Source organism: Brenneria sp. g21c3 (assembly GCF_040240345.1).
GTDB lineage: Bacteria > Pseudomonadota > Gammaproteobacteria > Enterobacterales > Enterobacteriaceae > Brenneria.
This window is the reverse complement of record NZ_JBEIAB010000003.1, coordinates 163664-180069: the sequence shown is the minus strand read 5'-3', so window position 1 is coordinate 180069 and position 16406 is coordinate 163664. Positions and strand designations below refer to the sequence as shown.

Here is a 16406-nt window from a genome sequence, read left to right as displayed (position 1 = left end):
TTTTCCGCGTCTTACACGACATCCAGCGGCTGTTTATGCTTCGGCGCTGGAAAAGCCTGATCCAACAAGAGCAGTTCATCCGCGTTAAGCTCAATATCCAGCGCCTGCGCATTCTCTTTAACATGCTGTTCCGAACCGGCTTTCGGTATTGCGATCACCTCAGGCTGACGGATAACCCAGGCGAGCAACACCTGAGCCGGCGTGACGCCATGCTGTCGGGCGATTGAGTTAATCACAGGATGCGTGAACAACCCATGGCGCAGCCGCCCCGCCTGGGCAATCGGACAATATGCCATCACCGGTACATGATGTTGCCGACACCAGGGCAGTAAATCAAACTCTATTCCGCGTGACGCCAGATGGTAAAGCACCTGATCGGTCATGCATTCCCGGCCGCCTTCCAGCGACCAGAGCGTCTGCATGTCATCGGTATCAAGGTTGGACACGCCCCAGCGGCCAATCTTGCCCGTCCGCTGTAGCCCCTGCATGGCGGCGATAGTATCCATCAATGGAATACCGCCGCGCCAATGCAGCAAATACAGATCGATATAATCGGTTTGCAGTCGTTCCAGACTCTGCTCACAGGCTTTCACCGCATTTTCGCCGCTCGCATTGTGAGGATAAACTTTGGAAACCAGATAGACTTCGTCGCGCCGCCCGCGAATCGCCTCGCCGACAACCCGCTCCGCCCCGCCGTCCGCATACATTTCAGCCGTATCGATCAGAATCAATCCCTGGTCAATACCGGCCTGCAACGCTTTCACTTCCTGCGCTTTTGTCTGTGGGTTTTCCCCCATGAACCAGGTACCCTGCCCGATAGCAGGCACCGTGGCGCCATCAGGAAAACAGACTTCTTTTATCGCCATGGTCAGTCTTCCTCCCGAAAAAGAGAGCGCGTCTTCAAACGCACCATTACAAGGCAAACAAATAGCAACGCCCCATTTTAGAGCATCGGATGCACGTTTAAGAACCGATTTGCCTTAGAACCGATAACTCACGCCGACGCTCATCGCCGCGCTATAGCTGCTATCGACAATCGGACTCTCCTTCACTTCATCCGACAACCGGGTATAACGGCCAACGGCCCAGGCGCTCCAGCTTGGATTTATTTGATAGTTGGCGCTCAACTCGACATACGGCGACCATCCATCGCCCGGCTGATAACGGCCAAAACCGGATCGGGCGGACTCCCCGCGGCTGACGCCATAATAATAGCGGTTCATATTCTCGCTGAACCAGGTGACGCCGAACCCAGGCACCACCGTCAGATCGCCCGCCGTAAAGCGGTAAAGATAGGCGGTATCCCAGAGGAAGCCGTTGCTGTAATCCAGCGTATCGCCAGACAGAATGGTGCGAATCTCGCCCCAATCGGCAATATGCCGATAGGCGGCCCCGGCCATCAGCGTACCGCGTCTTTTATCCAATTGCCGCATCCGTTCGTCATCGTTGTCGCTCGGTTTAAGCCCTAACGGCAGGTAATACGCGCTCAGCGACAGCTTATTTTCTCCGTCATTCCATAAATAATAGCCGCCGCCCAACCCACGAAAATAGACGTTTTCGCTTTCGTAATTCAGCATCGGCAACGGATAAACGGCGTTATCGTCGCCTCGATAAACGGATGTCGCCCCTGCCGCGCCTAATCCCAGGGATACGTCGGCGGCATAGGCGGTCGGCAAGGCGGCGAGCGCCGATACCAGGGCGGATGACAGCAATATTTGCGATTTATTCACGGTTTTCGTTTCCTGTTTCGACAAACAGCGTTAAACACGATGACTCTGCGATTCACCGCTGTTCCTGGTTTAAATAAAAATAAGATAATCGAATAACTTATAGCAATATTATCTCTATTTCCCAAACCGCGGCGCCAGGCGGCCCGGACCGCCGCATCACGTGATATTACAGGTTATTGCCGAGAAGTGAGTCATTGAAATATCTTAAAAATATCTCCGCTGAGTAGAGGAAATTTTACGGATGCAAACTACGCTTTAATACAGAAGGCGAAGTTTTTCCGAGGCGGCGGTAATGGGTAAAACCATGATATTCTCTTCATACCACAAGTTGGCATAAGGGTTGCTGTACTCAGGGGGATTTCTTCTTTCGGGGAGCAATATTATAGGCAGTATGCACTCTACACGCTCTCTTAATCTGTGCTAATCGACGAAGGACGGGCATCGCTATGAACATATTTGATCACTACCGTCAGCGCTATGACGCTGCCAAGGATGAAGAGTTCACATTGCAGGAATTCCTTACTATCTGTCAGCAGGATCGGAGTGCGTATGCCAACGCTGCTGAACGATTGCTAATGGCCATCGGTGAACCCGTGATGGTGGATACCGCCCATGAGTCGCGCCTATCCCGTTTGTTTTCAAACCGGATCATTGCTCGTTATCCTGCTTTCGAAGAGTTCTATGGTATGGAAGACGCCATAGAGCAAATCGTGTCTTACCTGAAACACGCCGCGCAAGGATTGGAGGAGAAGAAACAAATCCTGTATCTGCTGGGACCGGTCGGCGGGGGTAAATCCTCGCTGGCGGAACGCCTGAAAGTGCTGATGCAGCGCGTCCCTATTTATATTCTCAGCGCGAACGGCGAACGTAGTCCGGTTAACGATCACCCGTTATGTCTGTTCAATCCACAGGAAGACGCGGCGATTCTTGAGAAAGAGTATGGCATACCGCGGCGCTATCTGGGCACCATCATGTCGCCGTGGGCGGCCAAGCGTCTTCAGGAGTTCGGCGGCGACATCACGAAATTCAAGGTCATCAAGGTATGGCCGTCCATCCTGGCGCAGGTGGCGATTGCCAAAACCGAACCCGGGGACGAAAACAATCAGGATATTTCGGCGTTGGTCGGGAAAGTGGATATCCGTAAGCTGGAACATTACGCCCAGAACGACCCCGACGCCTACGGTTACTCCGGCGCGCTGTGCCGGGCCAACCAGGGTATTATGGAGTTCGTGGAAATGTTCAAGGCGCCTATCAAGGTGCTGCACCCGCTGCTGACCGCGACGCAGGAAGGCAACTACAACGGTACGGAAGGCATCGCCGCTCTGCCGTTCAACGGCATTATTCTGGCCCACTCCAATGAATCGGAATGGGTGCAATTCCGCAACAACAAAAACAATGAGGCGTTCCTCGACCGTGTCTACATCGTGAAGGTGCCTTATTGCCTGCGTGTTTCCGAAGAGGTCAAGATCTATGACAAGCTGCTAAACCACAGCGAGCTCTCTCATGCGCCTTGCGCCCCCGGCACGCTGGAAACGCTGGCCCGCTTCTCGATTTTGTCGCGCTTGAAAGAACCGGAAAACTCCAGCATTTATTCCAAGATGCGCGTTTATGACGGAGAAAGCCTGAAAGATACCGACCCGAAAGCGAAGTCTTATCAGGAATATCGCGATTACGCGGGCGTGGACGAAGGCATGAACGGCCTTTCAACCCGTTTCGCCTTTAAGATACTTTCCCGGGTATTTAACTTCGATCACAGTGAAGTGGCCGCCAACCCGGTACATCTGTTCTACGTGCTGGAGCAACAAATTGAGCGCGAACAGTTCCCGCAAGAACAGGCGGAAAAATATCTTGAGCACCTGAAGGGATATCTGACGCCCAAGTACGCGGAATTCATCGGCAAAGAGATTCAAACCGCCTATCTGGAATCCTACTCTGAATACGGACAAAACATCTTTGATCGTTATGTCACCTATGCAGACTTCTGGATCCAGGATCAGGAGTATCGCGACCCGGATACCGGCCAATTGTTTGACCGGGAATCGCTCAATGCCGAGCTGGAAAAAATCGAGAAACCGGCGGGTATCAGTAATCCCAAGGATTTCCGCAACGAAATCGTCAATTTTGTTTTGCGCGCCCGCGCCAACAACAACGGCCGCAATCCGAACTGGACCAGTTACGAGAAATTGCGGACGGTGATCGAGAAGAAAATGTTCTCCAACACCGAAGAGCTATTGCCGGTGATTTCGTTTAATACCAAAACCTCAACGGATGAACAGAAGAAACATGATGACTTCGTCGATCGTATGATGGAGAAAGGCTACACCCGCAAACAGGTACGTTTGCTGTGCGAATGGTATCTGCGGGTGAGGAAATCATCATAATGATGCATGACGTTGGTAATGTCGCGTGGGGGAAGTATGGCCTATTTCATTGATCGACGGCTAAACGGCAAGAACAAAAGCATGGTGAACCGCCAGCGCTTTCTGCGCCGTTACAAGTCGCAAATAAAACAGTCGATTGCCGAGGCCATTAACAAGCGTTCGGTGACTGATATCGAAAGTGGAGAGTCCGTCTCAATTCCCAATGGGGACATCAACGAACCGATGTTTCATCAGGGACGCGGCGGACGACGCCACCGCGTCCATCCGGGGAACGATCATTTTGTACAGAACGATCGCGTCGAGCGGCCACAAGGAGGTGGCGGCGGCGGTTCCGGTCAGGGCGATGCCAGCAAAGATGGCGAGGGTCAGGATGAATTCGTCTTCCAGATTTCCAAGGATGAATATCTGGATCTGCTGTTTGAGGATTTGGCGCTGCCGAATCTGAAAAAAACGCAGCACCGCCAGCTTACCGAGTACAAAACGCATCGTGCGGGTTATACGGCTAACGGCGTTCCCGCCAACATCAGCGTCGTGCGCTCGTTGCAAAACTCCCTGGCCCGCCGTATGGCGATGACCGCGGGGAAACGCAGGGAGCTGCACGCGCTGGAAGAAACGCTGGAGCAACTGGAGCATAGCGAGCCGGTTCAGTTGCTGGAGGAAGAACGGCTGCGTCAGGATATCGCTGAACTGCGTCAGAAGATTGCCCGCGTGCCGTTTATCGATACGTTCGACCTTCGCTACAAAAACTACGAGCGGCGGCCCGAACCTTCCAGTCAGGCGGTGATGTTCTGTCTGATGGATGTTTCAGGCTCGATGGATCAGGCCACCAAAGATATGGCCAAGCGCTTTTATATTCTGCTCTATCTGTTTCTCAGCAGAAGTTATAAAAACGTCGAGGTGGTCTATATTCGTCACCATACCCAGGCGAAAGAGGTTGATGAGCAAGAGTTTTTCTATTCGCAGGAAACGGGCGGCACCATTGTCTCCAGCGCATTGAAGCTGATGGAAGAAGTGGTACACGAGCGTTACGATCCGGCGCAATGGAATATCTATGCGGCACAGGCCTCGGACGGCGATAACTGGGCCGACGATTCACCGTTGTGCCACCAGATCCTGGCGAATCAGCTGCTGCCCATCGTGCGCTATTACAGCTATATTGAAATCACCCGGCGCTCGCATCAAACGTTATGGCGTGAGTATGAGATGTTGCATGATGAGTTTGATAATTTCGCCATGCAGCATATTCGCGATCCGGATGACATCTATCCGGTATTCAGAGAACTGTTCCGCAAGCAAACCGTTGGCCATTAGCATGATATAAATCAGCCAGTTAACACCTTTCCCTGGCTGATTTTATGCTAACGGATCCCTTTCGCTCCAGCAATAACGCGGCAAGCTGTTCCCCGCACAAGGCCGATCGCGTTTTGATATCGTTACACCGTCACAAATATAACGCTTTCATTCCCTCCCGCCGGACATTACCCTAGCGGCAACGTCCATTCAGTATTCTGTTTTCTCATGCAAAAATTTGTTTTTCTCTTGCTGACGCTGGTATTGCTGGGGCCGCTGGGGATCGATATTTATTTACCGCTGATTCCCGCCATCGCTCAGGGGTTGAATAGCGGCGAAGCGCTGATTCAGTCAACCATCGCGCTTTTCATTATGGTCATGGGACTCGGCCAGTTGGTCACCGGCCCGCTGGTGGATATGTACGGCCGCCGTCCGCTGGCGTTGGCCGGCGTAACGCTCTACATCATCGGGGCGATGATGGCGGCATTGGCATCCGATGCGACCATTTTCGTACTATCCCGACTTTTTCAGGGCGTCGCGGTCTGCTGCACCGGCGTGGCGATTTCCAGTTGCGTACGCGACAGGCTGAATGGCGACGATGCCGCGCGCGCCTTTGGTTTTCTTAACGGAACGCTGAATATAGTCCCGGCCCTGGCGCCGTTGATCGGCGGACTTCTGGCGGAAATGTTCGGCTGGCGCGCGCCCTTTTGGTTTCTGTCGGGCTACAGCGCGATCGTGTTGCTGTTAACCTTTTTTTTCCTGCCGGAAACCCGGCCGGACTCAACGTTGCCGACCCGTTCGTTACCGCTGCGTCAATATACGCGCCTTCTATCCAATCCCCGCTTTTTAGGCTTCACCTTGGTTAATGCGGGCGCCATGGGCATGGCGCTGACCTATGTGACCTTCTCTTCCGTGGTATTGATGAATCAGGCCCGGTTAACCCCATTACAGTTTTCATTGGCCTTCGGCGCCAATGGCCTCTGGATCATGCTGGTCAGCTTCTTCGCCAACCGGATTATCCGAAAAGTCGGCCGGCCGCGATGCCTGAGCGTGGGAAGCCTGTTGATGGGCGCAGGGGCGCTGAGTCTGATTGCCGGCGTGGCCCTGCTGCCGCCCCAGCTACAGAATACCTGGCCGAGCTATATGCTGCCGGTCGCGCTGGCCTGCGCCGGGCTGGCGTTTCTTATCGGCCCCGCCACCAGCTACGCGCTGGAAGCCTACTCGAATGAAGCCGGGATCGCCTCGGCGCTGGCCGGCTTTATTCAGATGGCCGGCGGCGCGGCGCTGGGACTGGCGGCGATGGCGTTACCGCTGCCGGCGAAGATATCGCTGGCAATAGTCATGCTATGCGCGGGTTTGCTGGCCTTGCGGGCAAGGTTATTAACCCGTGGGTTGCAAGGCAGCCTTACCGAGCTGCCCCGGAATTAAACTTTGGCGTAACGGAATACGGATAAATCATCGTATTGAATCGCCGGCGCGTTACCTGAAATAATGTCGGCCAGCAATTGTCCGGAACCGCAGGCCATCGTCCAGCCTAACGTGCCGTGGCCGGTATTCAGATAAAGATTGTTCAGCGGAGAACGGCCGACCAACGGCGTGCCGTCCGGCGTCATCGGGCGCAATCCGCTCCAGAACGTCGCCTGCTCAATCGGCCCCACGTTCGGGTAGAGGTCGCGCACCACCATCTCCAGGGTCGCTCTGCGCTTTGCATTCAACCCGGTATTGAAACCGACGATTTCCGCCATTCCGCCGACGCGAATACGCTGATCAAAACGCGTGACGGCCACTTTATAGGTTTCGTCCAGTACCGTGGAAACCGGCGCCGCCGCTTCATTCGTCAGCGGAATGGTCAGCGAATAGCCTTTCAGCGGATACACCGGAATAGAGAACCAATGGCGCAACAGCCCCGCCGAGTAGGAGCCGCAGGCCATGACGTAGGCGTCCGCCGTTATCGTTTCATCGCGACATTGCACGCCGGTTACCCGTTGCCCCTCAACCTGTAGCCGACTGACTTCCTGACCGAACCGGAATACCACGCCGGCCTGCGCGGCCATTGTTGCCAGATGGCGGGTGAACAGCTGACAATCGCCGGTTTCATCATTCGGCAGGCGCAGACCGCCGGTGAGCTTATCCGTCACGTCGGCCAGCGCCGGCTCGACCGTCGATAACTGATGTTTCTCCAGCAATTGATACGGAACGCCCGCCTCCTTTAACACCGCAATATCGCGCACCGCGTTTTCATACTGTTGCTCGGTGCGAAACAATTGCAGCGTGCCGCCCTGTCGCCCCTCGTATTGAATAGCGGTTTTCTGTCGCAGCGCCTGTAAGCAATCCCGACTGTATTCGGCCAGTCTGACCATCCGGGCCTTATTGACTTTATAGTGCCGGCTGTCGCAATTCAGCAGCATCTGCCACATCCATCCCAACTGTTCAGTCGAAAAGTCTGGCCGGATGGCCAGCGGCGCGTGGCGTTGAAATAGCCACTTGACGGCTTTCAACGGTATGCCCGGCGCCGCCCAGGGAGCGGAATAACCCGGCGAGATCTGCCCCGCGTTGCCGGCGCTGGTTTCAAGCGCAGGCTCCGGCTGTCGATCGATCACGGTCACGTCATGTCCTGCTTGCGCCAGATACCAGGCGGTACTCACGCCAATAACGCCACTTCCCAGAATAGCAACCCGCATGCTTAGTTATCTCCCACTTATGATTCCGACTGACCATGTAATATGCTGGCTAACTGTTTATATATTGGAACAAAAGGCTACTCTAGCATTTAGGCGTAAATTGTCATCAGGCGTAGATATAGCATTTATCTATTGTTCGCGCGCCGTAATAACGTCATATTATGAATACCGATTCTGTAAATCTTTTCGGCCAACCTACCGTTTTTACGTCACTTTTATCAGATTGAGCTACGATTAATAGTGTCTGTACGATTTTGTGCAGGCCGATCACGTAAGGGGCGCGCTGATGGCTATATCGACTGATAACCCGGTAAAGAAAACCAATCGCCTGGATGACGGGCCAGACTGGTCGTTTGAGCTATTGCAGGTCTATCTTGATGAAATAGATCGGGTAGCGAAACTTTATCGTCTGGACACCTATCCTCATCAAATCGAAGTGATTACCTCTGAGCAAATGATGGATGCTTATTCCAGCATAGGTATGCCGATTAACTATTCTCACTGGTCATTCGGCAAAAAATTCATCGAGACCGAGCAGCGCTACAAACATGGGCAACAAGGATTGGCGTACGAAATCGTCATCAACTCCGATCCCTGTATCGCTTATCTGATGGAAGAAAACACCATGCCCATGCAGGCGCTGGTGATGGCGCATGCCTGCTACGGACATAACTCGTTCTTCAAAGGCAACTATCTGTTCCGCAGTTGGACCGATGCCGGCTCGATTGTCGATTATCTGATCTTCGCACGGCAGTATATTGCGCAGTGTGAAGAGCGCTATGGCGTGGAAGAGGTTGAACGTCTGCTGGATTCATGCCACGCCCTGATGAACTATGGCGTGGATCGTTACAAACGTCCGCAGAAAATATCGTTGGAAGAGGAGAAATCACGGCAGAAGAGCCGCGAGGCTTACCTGCAAAGCCAGGTCAACGATCTGTGGAAAACGCTGCCCCGCCGCGAACCAGACGTTGCGCATGAACGTACCCGCCGCTTCCCGCAGGAACCGCAGGAAAATCTGCTTTATTTTATGGAGAAGAACGCGCCGCTGCTGGAGCCCTGGCAACGTGAAATTCTGCGCATTGTGCGTAAGGTCAGCCAGTATTTTTATCCGCAAAAACAGACGCAGGTGATGAATGAGGGATGGGCCACATTCTGGCACTACACCATTCTTAATCATTTATACGATGAAGGCCGGGTTTCCGAGCGTTTCATGCTGGAATTCCTGCATAGCCACACCAATGTGATTTACCAACCGCCGTACAACAGCCCCTACTATAGCGGGATCAACCCTTATGCGCTGGGCTTTGCGATGTTCCAGGACATCAAGCGCATCTGTCAGGATCCGACGGAAGAAGATCGCTACTGGTTCCCGGAGATCGCCGGTAAAGACTGGCTGGATACGCTTCATTTCGCGATGCAGAATTTTAAAGATGAAAGTTTCATCAGCCAGTTCCTGTCGCCGAAAGTGATGCGGGATTTCCGCCTGTTTACCGTGCTTGACGACGATAGCAATAACTATCTCGAAATCGCGGCGATCCATGACGAAGAAGGCTACCGCTTAATCCGCGAGGAGTTATCCGCACAGTACAACCTGAGCTATCTTGAACCTAACATCCAGGTTTGGAACGTCGACTTACGCGGTAATCGCTCCTTAACGCTGCGTTATATTCCGCATAACCGTGCGCCGCTGGATAAAAGTAGTCATGAAGTGATGAAACATGTCCATCGTTTGTGGGGATTCGAGGTATTCATGGAACAGGCGAACGACGATGGCAGCGTCGACCTGCTGGAGCGCTGTCCGCCGCGAAACAACCCCGCGTAATGAATGCGCTTGCTTCAGACGCAGAGGGGAAGGTCGAGGTATTTCATCGGGGTATTCAGGCGACGGGCTGAATACCCTTTATTTTTAGCGCCGGATTTCCGCAATATCCTGTGGAATAGCGCTGCGCATGCTGTGCCAGATAGCGCCGCTTTCTTTACCGTAATGCCGAACGACATCCAGAACCTGCTCATACAATCCATCCCGGCACAAGGTTCCCAGCCGACCATAAAAATCCAGCGCCAGCTTGCGCGCTGCGGGATTGGAAAAGTAGTAACGCCCGACGCGCAGATACATGCCTTTCAGCCCGTTCAGAATCAGACCGTAAATCGGATTACCGGACGCAAACGCCAGACCGTGGAGTACGTTGTAATCAAGCTGCGCGAAGGCGTCCGCGTCATCGTCCACGGATTCGGTTTGCTTTAATACGTCATGCGTCTTTTCCGGATGGCGCCGCAACGCGGTCCGGATAAAAATGGCGGCAATGTTCGTACGCACAGACAGGAGATTATCGATAAGTTGCGGGACGCTGTCGTGATCGAGGCGAGCCAGCGTTTCCAGAATATTCAGCCCCGACGTTTCCCAGAAGTTATTGATTTTTGTCGGTTTGCCATGCTGAATGGTTAACCAGCCGTCACGCGCTAAACGCTGTAGCACTTCCCGCAACGTGGTGCGCGTCACGCCAATCAGTTCGGAAAGTTCTCTTTCCGCCGGCAAAATCGACCCCGGCGGGAAGCGGTTATTCCATATACTTTCAATAATATACTCTTCCGCGAATCCAGCCGGACTTTGCGCCTTTATGACCATGAGTTGATATTCCGTAGCGATATTTACCGATAAAAGCCGAACTCATCATACCAGATGAACCAGGCATGATATAGCGCCGCGGCCATACACGAAATAAATTCAAGATAAAATTGTGACTGCCGACAACGCCGCGGATCGCGATATCGATATACTTTGACGGATTATTAAAATACCGCGCCATAAGTCACGCCGCGCCGACACGCAGCATATCCGGCAGTCATTCGCGATGGCAATCGTGTATAGTAGATCCTGCGATGCAAAATCGCCCCTCAAAGGCCCACTTCAGATGAACGACGGTTGAACCATTGCTGAATAAAGAAGAGAATCAAATAAATACCTACGGTGTTTTGCACAGTGAAAAGATGGTGGTGAAGCCGATTCGGTTTACACTGCTGACTCGATCATTTTTAGCATGGAATACTTGTTATGTTGCGATTTCTTAACCGTTGCTCACGCGGGCGCGGTGCCTGGTTGTTACTGGCATTGACAGCCTTGATTTTGGAATTGGTCGCCCTTTATTTCCAGCATGTAATGCTACTAAAGCCCTGCGTGCTTTGCATTTATCAGCGCTGCGCGCTCTTTGGCGTTATGGGCGCCGGGTTGCTGGGCGCCATTGCGCCAGCCGGTCTGCTGCGTTATCCCGCCATCGCGCTTTGGCTATACAGCGCGTTTGAAGGGCTGCGTCTGGCCTGGGAGCACACCAATATACAGCTTCATCCGTCTCCCTTTACGACCTGCGACTTTTTTGTCAGTTTCCCGTCATGGCTGCCGCTGGAAAAATGGCTCCCCGCCGTTTTCAACGCTACTGGCGACTGTGCCGATCGCCAATGGCAGTTTCTGTCGCTGGAAATGCCGCAGTGGCTGATCGGTATCTTCGCGGCCTACCTGTTGGTCGGCGTGCTGGTATTGATCGCACAGCCCTTTCGTCCGAAGCGTCGCGATCTTTTCAGTCGCTGAAAAGTCAGCGAGTAAGCACAAAAAAACCCGGGAGAGTCAACCCGGGTTTTATTATCCGTCGGTTATTGCTGCGGTCCGTAAATATCCCTGTAATGATTCAATCTTTCTTTGAAATACTGCCTTTTCTCCGGCGGGATATTTTTCGAAATTTCCTCAGCATTAATCTGTTTTTTCTGGCTTTCCATGAATGCTATCGTGGAAGCAGCAAAATCAGCGTACTGATCGCTGTAGCCTAGAATCATCTTTTCAAAGTTAATCATCTGCCCCCCCTTTTATCCGTCCATTGCTGTATTCAAAGTATACAACACCCCCGGATTTTCACATCGGGAAAGCAAGCCGACTTTGGCTTATCGGGCTAAAGCCGACAGGTTTAAAATAAATATGTGACGCAGGCCGGAAAACACCGGCGCCTGCATACTTCATACGCTGTGATAACCATCAAAAAATATCAGGCGGAAACCCGGCGCAAATGAGTGGTTATCTGGCCCACTCGGGCTTGTTCAGAATATGGTCCTGCCAGTCAACCACTTCGCTTTCGCGCACGGCGATATGCCGAACGGAAATACGCTCGCCGTGCATCGCCGCTTTCGATCCCGTGAGCAGCGGATGCCATGAAGGCAGTCCCTTTTTCTCATGGATCAGACGATAAGCGCAGGTCGAGGGCAGCCAGTCAAAGGTCAGCAAGTTTTCCCGCGTGAGTTTGATGCAATCCGGCTCATACTCGAAGCGACGAGCATAATTACGGCATTGACAGCTCTTTATATTCAACTGATTACAGGCTACGTTGGTGAAGTAAATTTCTTCCGTATCTTCATCAATCAGTTTATTCAAACAGCACTGACCGCAGCCATCGCACAGCGACTCCCATTCGTCGTCAGTCATTTCAGACAACGTTTTTTGCTGCCAAAAAGGGCGTTCAGTCATTTTTCTTTCCGGTTAATTCTATTGGATGCTCTGTATAGCGGGTTTAGCTGACGGAGACAACGGTTACCGCCCGTTCTTGTCGGAACGGGCGGCGCGACATTCAGATAATGCGGGTGTTCAGCGTGCGATCGTTGATGGTGATTTTCAGCATATCGCCGGATTGAATCGGCCCTACGCCCTGTGGCGTGCCGGTCAGGATAATGTCTCCGGCCCGCAGAGTAAAGAAACGGCTCATGTAGGCAATCAATGGCAGGATCGGCGTAATCATGTCACGGGTATTCCCCTGCTGGCGAACTTCCTCATTCACCTTCACGCCCAGATCGGTCTGCTGCGGGTCGCCGAATTCGGCTACCGGAATAAAACCGGAGATGGGACAGGAACCGTCGAACGCTTTCGCTTTTTCCCACGGCTGCCCTGCCTTTTTGAATTGAGACTGCAAGTCGCGCAGGGTCAAATCCAGCGCGACGCCATAGCCCGCGATCGCGCGCGCTACGCGCTCTTCAGTGGCTTGTTTTAACGGCGTGCCGATCAGTACCGCCAGTTCGACTTCATGATGAACGGCGCCCAGGTTTTTTGGAATAGCCACGGGTTGACGCAAATCGCACAGCGAGGTTTCAGGTTTAATGAATAGCACCGGCTCCGCTGGCGTAGCGTTCCCCATTTCCTTGATATGCGCCGAATAGTTGCTGCCGACGCACACCACTTTATTCACCGGGAAGTCGAGCAGCGCGCCCTGCCAGTCTCTGTGTTGATACATGAATCATCTCCTGCCCCGTCAGTGGGGTAAAATTCCCCTTATCGCCATGAAATCGCGACAAGCGTCATCATTTAACATTAGGTTCCGTCGCGGTTATCAGCCGATGCCGATAACAAAGCCATCCGGACGTTTGGACAAATCAGTTTTTCGCATGCCGGCGCCAAACGCCCCTGAATCTCATCAGCCGACGCTACGCCAATCTACACCGCCGCGAAAGCAAACATCAAAATTTCTGTTGCCGACAATAGCGAGCAAAATGTTCGACGCAGGCCCGGAGCTTTGCAGACGCATATAATGGCGTCTGGTACACCGCCCAGATATTGGCACTTTGCGCATATGCCGGCAATACTCTGATTAATGAGCCATCTTTAAGCAACGGGGCGATATCCCACAGAGAGCGTAACATAATTCCTTTCCCCTCAAGAGCCCAGCGCAGAACAATTTCCCCGCTATTGGAAGATAAATGGCCGGACACCTTTACCGACTTCCGCCCTTGCTCGTTCTCCAATTCCCAAACCCCCACGGTTTGATCGCGTTCTTTCGTGATCAAACAGTCATGTTGTTGTAATTCGGCGAGCGACGCCGGCACTCCCCGCTGGCGTATATATTGCGGCGAAGCGCAAAGTATGCGTTGGTTTTTGGTTAGAAGCCGGGCGATACAACTGTCGGCGATGTCATCGTTAATGCGGATATCAAGATCGATATTGTCTTTATGCAAATCAATTTGCCGGTCAAAGAGTTCAAAATGTATCTGCAACTCCGGGTATTGCTCCATAAGCTGCGTAATCGCCGGCGCAATATAATTACGCCCGAAGCCGAAACTGCACCCGATACGAACCAGCCCTTTCGGTTCGGTCTTCACCTGAGAGACGGCGTCAAGCAAGCTCTGCAACTGCTCAAGGATATCGCCGCCGCGTTGGTATACCAGCTTACCGATATCCGTCAACGCGATGCCGTGCGACGAGCGGTGCAATAGTTTCACCCCCAGTTGATTTTCTAAAAACTGTATCCGTTTAGTGACAAAAGCAGGCGTTTGCCCTAACTCATCCGCGGCGGCGGCAAGGCTGCCTTTATCAACCACCGTAGTCAATACCTGCAAATCTTTGGGAATGGGAAATCGGCTGTTCATCAAAAACGTTATCCTGCGCAGGAAAGGTTATGCCACAGACCGTAATTCATGGTTATTTAAAATAACATGACAAAATCCGCTTATGTGAAACCTGTCACGCGGTATTGTTTATCCGCCATCGCCAGGTAAATCAAACATCAAAAAATTGTTCCATCATGGTTAACTCATGCCGTTGGATAAATCGAGCAACCACCGTCGAATCAAGCTAAGTCGCTTATAGCGTAGATAAATTCTGACTTCATGAATCGTGAATCCTATATTCATACTTCCATTCACCGATAAACCACACACTTTGTGTTAGCTTGCTGATGACCTTTGATAAAAATAGCCATTAATAGCACAACCTACCCGCGATTATTCATACTGGAGCATGTCAATGATCCGACAACAAGATAAATATCAAAATGTGGAAAAGCTGACCGATATTATCGCCCGGTTTACCGCCATGATTTCAACCCGCATGCCGAACGATGTCGTTAAAAAATTAGCGGCATTACGCAAGATAGAAAATGAGGGGATGGCAAAAACCATCTATGACACGATGTTCGAGAATATGGAAAAAGCCATAGCGCTGAATCGACCCGCCTGCCAGGATACCGGCGAAATTATGTTTTTCGTCAAGGCCGGTACGCGTTTTCCCTTATTAGCCGAATTACAATCTATTTTAAAAACAGCCGTTGAAACCGCGACGATAAAAGCGCCGCTTCGTCACAACGCCGTCGAGATTTTTGATGAATTCAATACCACGACTAATACCGGATCGGGCGTTCCCTGGGTGACCTGGGATTTAATTCCTGACGGCAATCAGGCCGAAATTGAAGTGTATATGGCGGGCGGCGGCTGTACTTTGCCAGGCCGTTCAAAGGTGCTGATGCCGTCCGAAGGTTATGAAGGCGTGGTCAAGTTCGTCTTTGAAAATATCTCAACGTTAGCCGTTAATGCCTGTCCTCCGGTGCTGGTCGGCGTCGGCATCGCCACCTCGGTAGAAACCGCCGCCGTACTTTCCCGCAAAGCCATCTTAAGGCCCATCGGCACGCATCACGCCAACCCCAAAGCAGCCGAACTGGAAAAAAGGCTGGAAGACGGGTTGAACCAACTGGGTATCGGTCCTCAAGGGCTGACCGGCAAAACATCCGTTATGGGCGTTCATATAGAGTCCGCCGCCCGTCATCCTTCAACCATCGGCGTAGCGGTTTCTACCGGCTGCTGGGCGCATCGCCGGGGAACATTATTGATTCACGCGGATATGACCTATGAAAATATTTCTCATCGGGGGGCTTCGCTATGAACAAGGTATTAACTACGCCCATCAAAGATGAAGATTTGGCTGATATCAAAGCCGGCGATGTGATTTACCTTAATGGCACCCTTGTGACCTGCCGTGATGTTTGTCATCGCCGTCTAATTGAAGCAAAACGTGAATTGCCGATTGATTTGCAGGGTAAAGCGATATTTCATGCCGGACCTATCGTCAGGAAAAACGGCGACAAGTGGGAAATGGTTTCCGTCGGCCCGACGACAAGTATGCGGATGGAAAAATACGAAAAAGATTTTATTGCCGCAACCGGCGTAAAACTCATCGTCGGCAAAGGCGGCATGGGGCCGAATACCGAACAAGGCTGTATCGCGCATAAAGCCTTACATGCAATATTTCCCGCGGGATGCGCAGTATTAGCGGCCACGCAGGTTGAGGAAATAGAAGAAGTCCATTGGATGGAATTAGGCATGCCTGAATCATTATGGGTTTGCCGGGTGAAAAATTTCGGCCCATTAATTGTATCCATTGATACCGCGGGGAATAATCTGATAGAGGAAAATAAAAAATTATTTGCGGAAAAACGTGATGAGATCGTGGAGGAAATCTGTCGGCACGTCCATTACATTAAATAACGCCATTCAGGCTGACGCGTCGACGGCCTTACCGCTGTGGA

General features: G+C 52.3%; 15 protein-coding genes. 7 read left to right on the top strand and 8 right to left on the bottom strand.

Annotated elements, in window-relative coordinates; translation table 11 throughout:
• Positions 1 to 11 precede the first annotated feature (11 nt).
• Complete coding sequence (locus ABRZ28_RS06045; protein WP_330519729.1) at positions 12 to 866, bottom strand: aldo/keto reductase; 855 nt, start codon at positions 864 to 866, stop codon at positions 12 to 14.
• 114 nt (positions 867 to 980) lie between these two features.
• The gene (locus ABRZ28_RS06040) at positions 981 to 1730 is read right to left on the bottom strand and encodes a MipA/OmpV family protein (RefSeq protein ID WP_330519728.1); all 750 of its coding nucleotides are present in this window, start codon (positions 1728 to 1730) and stop codon (positions 981 to 983) included.
• A 446-nt stretch (positions 1731 to 2176) separates the two neighbouring features.
• Between ABRZ28_RS06040 and yeaG the strand changes: the two genes are divergently transcribed.
• The 3 genes from yeaG to ABRZ28_RS06025 all read left to right on the top strand — a co-directional run bounded on the left by yeaG (position 2177) and on the right by ABRZ28_RS06025 (position 6829).
• Positions 2177 to 4111 carry a protein kinase YeaG gene (gene yeaG / locus ABRZ28_RS06035; protein ID WP_319602550.1) on the top strand — a complete coding sequence of 645 codons (1935 nt, stop codon included), beginning with the start codon at positions 2177 to 2179 and terminating at the stop codon, positions 4109 to 4111.
• Positions 4112 to 4147: 36 nt separating this feature from the next.
• Positions 4148 to 5422 (top strand): YeaH/YhbH family protein, encoded by a 1275-nt coding sequence (locus tag ABRZ28_RS06030; protein ID WP_319602551.1) that lies wholly within the window; start codon positions 4148 to 4150, stop codon positions 5420 to 5422.
• Positions 5423 to 5629: 207 nt separating this feature from the next.
• Positions 5630 to 6829: a multidrug effflux MFS transporter gene (locus ABRZ28_RS06025; protein WP_319602552.1), complete on the top strand. Its 1200-nt coding sequence runs from the start codon at positions 5630 to 5632 to the stop codon at positions 6827 to 6829.
• Here the strand turns inward: ABRZ28_RS06025 and ABRZ28_RS06020 are convergent.
• Positions 6826 to 8082 (bottom strand): D-amino acid dehydrogenase, encoded by a 1257-nt coding sequence (locus tag ABRZ28_RS06020; RefSeq protein ID WP_330519727.1) that lies wholly within the window; start codon positions 8080 to 8082, stop codon positions 6826 to 6828. The genes ABRZ28_RS06025 and ABRZ28_RS06020 overlap by 4 nt on opposite strands.
• Before the next feature lie 286 nt (positions 8083 to 8368).
• Here ABRZ28_RS06020 and ABRZ28_RS06015 point away from each other — a divergent pair, with 286 nt between their 5' ends.
• On the top strand, positions 8369 to 9904 hold the full coding sequence (locus ABRZ28_RS06015) for a SpoVR family protein (protein ID WP_319602554.1): 1536 nt from the start codon (positions 8369 to 8371) through the stop codon (positions 9902 to 9904).
• 84 nt (positions 9905 to 9988) lie between these two features.
• On the opposite strand, the gene fadR is transcribed toward ABRZ28_RS06015, so the two are convergent.
• On the bottom strand, positions 9989 to 10708 hold the full coding sequence (fadR, locus tag ABRZ28_RS06010; RefSeq protein ID WP_319602555.1) for a fatty acid metabolism transcriptional regulator FadR: 720 nt from the start codon (positions 10706 to 10708) through the stop codon (positions 9989 to 9991).
• Between the two features lie 426 nt (positions 10709 to 11134).
• Between fadR and dsbB the strand changes: the two genes are divergently transcribed.
• Positions 11135 to 11665 (top strand): disulfide bond formation protein DsbB, encoded by a 531-nt coding sequence (gene dsbB / locus ABRZ28_RS06005; protein WP_319602556.1) that lies wholly within the window; start codon positions 11135 to 11137, stop codon positions 11663 to 11665.
• Positions 11666 to 11727: 62 nt separating this feature from the next.
• Here the strand turns inward: dsbB and ABRZ28_RS06000 are convergent, their stop codons facing one another.
• The 4 genes from ABRZ28_RS06000 to ttdR all read right to left on the bottom strand — a co-directional run bounded on the left by ABRZ28_RS06000 (position 11728) and on the right by ttdR (position 14475).
• Entirely contained in the window at positions 11728 to 11925 is a 198-nt protein-coding gene (locus ABRZ28_RS06000; protein ID WP_319602557.1) for a DNA polymerase III subunit theta, read from the bottom strand.
• A 217-nt stretch (positions 11926 to 12142) separates the two neighbouring features.
• Positions 12143 to 12589, bottom strand: a complete 447-nt coding sequence (ycgN, locus tag ABRZ28_RS05995) for a cysteine cluster protein YcgN (RefSeq protein ID WP_319602558.1) — start codon at positions 12587 to 12589, stop codon at positions 12143 to 12145.
• Positions 12590 to 12689: 100 nt separating this feature from the next.
• Entirely contained in the window at positions 12690 to 13346 is a 657-nt protein-coding gene (locus tag ABRZ28_RS05990; RefSeq protein ID WP_319602559.1) for a fumarylacetoacetate hydrolase family protein, read from the bottom strand.
• A gap of 223 nt (positions 13347 to 13569) precedes the next feature.
• A complete protein-coding gene (gene ttdR / locus ABRZ28_RS05985) occupies positions 13570 to 14475 on the bottom strand; it encodes an L-tartrate utilization transcriptional activator TtdR (RefSeq protein ID WP_319602924.1) in 906 nt (301 codons plus the stop codon).
• A 376-nt stretch (positions 14476 to 14851) separates the two neighbouring features.
• On the opposite strand from ttdR, the gene ttdA reads away from it, so the two are divergent.
• Both ttdA and ttdB read left to right on the top strand, forming a co-directional pair.
• Entirely contained in the window at positions 14852 to 15763 is a 912-nt protein-coding gene (gene ttdA, locus ABRZ28_RS05980) for a L(+)-tartrate dehydratase subunit alpha (RefSeq protein ID WP_330519725.1), read from the top strand.
• A complete protein-coding gene (gene ttdB / locus ABRZ28_RS05975; protein WP_319602561.1) occupies positions 15760 to 16365 on the top strand; it encodes a L(+)-tartrate dehydratase subunit beta in 606 nt (201 codons plus the stop codon). Before ttdA ends, ttdB begins: the two co-directional genes overlap by 4 nt.
• Positions 16366 to 16406: the final 41 nt, after the last annotated feature.

Coding starts and splice junctions, on each gene's coding strand:
- yeaG (WP_319602550.1), top strand. CDS start 2,177: ATGAACATATTTGATCACTACCGTCAGCGCTATGACGCTGCCAAGGAT.
- ycgN (WP_319602558.1), bottom strand. CDS start 12,589: ATGACTGAACGCCCTTTTTGGCAGCAAAAAACGTTGTCTGAAATGACT.
- ttdB (WP_319602561.1), top strand. CDS start 15,760: ATGAACAAGGTATTAACTACGCCCATCAAAGATGAAGATTTGGCTGAT.
- ABRZ28_RS06020 (WP_330519727.1), bottom strand. CDS start 8,082: ATGCGGGTTGCTATTCTGGGAAGTGGCGTTATTGGCGTGAGTACCGCC.
- ttdR (WP_319602924.1), bottom strand. CDS start 14,475: ATGAACAGCCGATTTCCCATTCCCAAAGATTTGCAGGTATTGACTACG.
- ABRZ28_RS06025 (WP_319602552.1), top strand. CDS start 5,630: ATGCAAAAATTTGTTTTTCTCTTGCTGACGCTGGTATTGCTGGGGCCG.
- fadR (WP_319602555.1), bottom strand. CDS start 10,708: ATGGTCATAAAGGCGCAAAGTCCGGCTGGATTCGCGGAAGAGTATATT.
- ABRZ28_RS06015 (WP_319602554.1), top strand. CDS start 8,369: ATGGCTATATCGACTGATAACCCGGTAAAGAAAACCAATCGCCTGGAT.
- ABRZ28_RS05990 (WP_319602559.1), bottom strand. CDS start 13,346: ATGTATCAACACAGAGACTGGCAGGGCGCGCTGCTCGACTTCCCGGTG.
- ABRZ28_RS06000 (WP_319602557.1), bottom strand. CDS start 11,925: ATGATTAACTTTGAAAAGATGATTCTAGGCTACAGCGATCAGTACGCT.
- ABRZ28_RS06045 (WP_330519729.1), bottom strand. CDS start 866: ATGGCGATAAAAGAAGTCTGTTTTCCTGATGGCGCCACGGTGCCTGCT.
- ABRZ28_RS06030 (WP_319602551.1), top strand. CDS start 4,148: ATGGCCTATTTCATTGATCGACGGCTAAACGGCAAGAACAAAAGCATG.
- ttdA (WP_330519725.1), top strand. CDS start 14,852: ATGATCCGACAACAAGATAAATATCAAAATGTGGAAAAGCTGACCGAT.
- dsbB (WP_319602556.1), top strand. CDS start 11,135: ATGTTGCGATTTCTTAACCGTTGCTCACGCGGGCGCGGTGCCTGGTTG.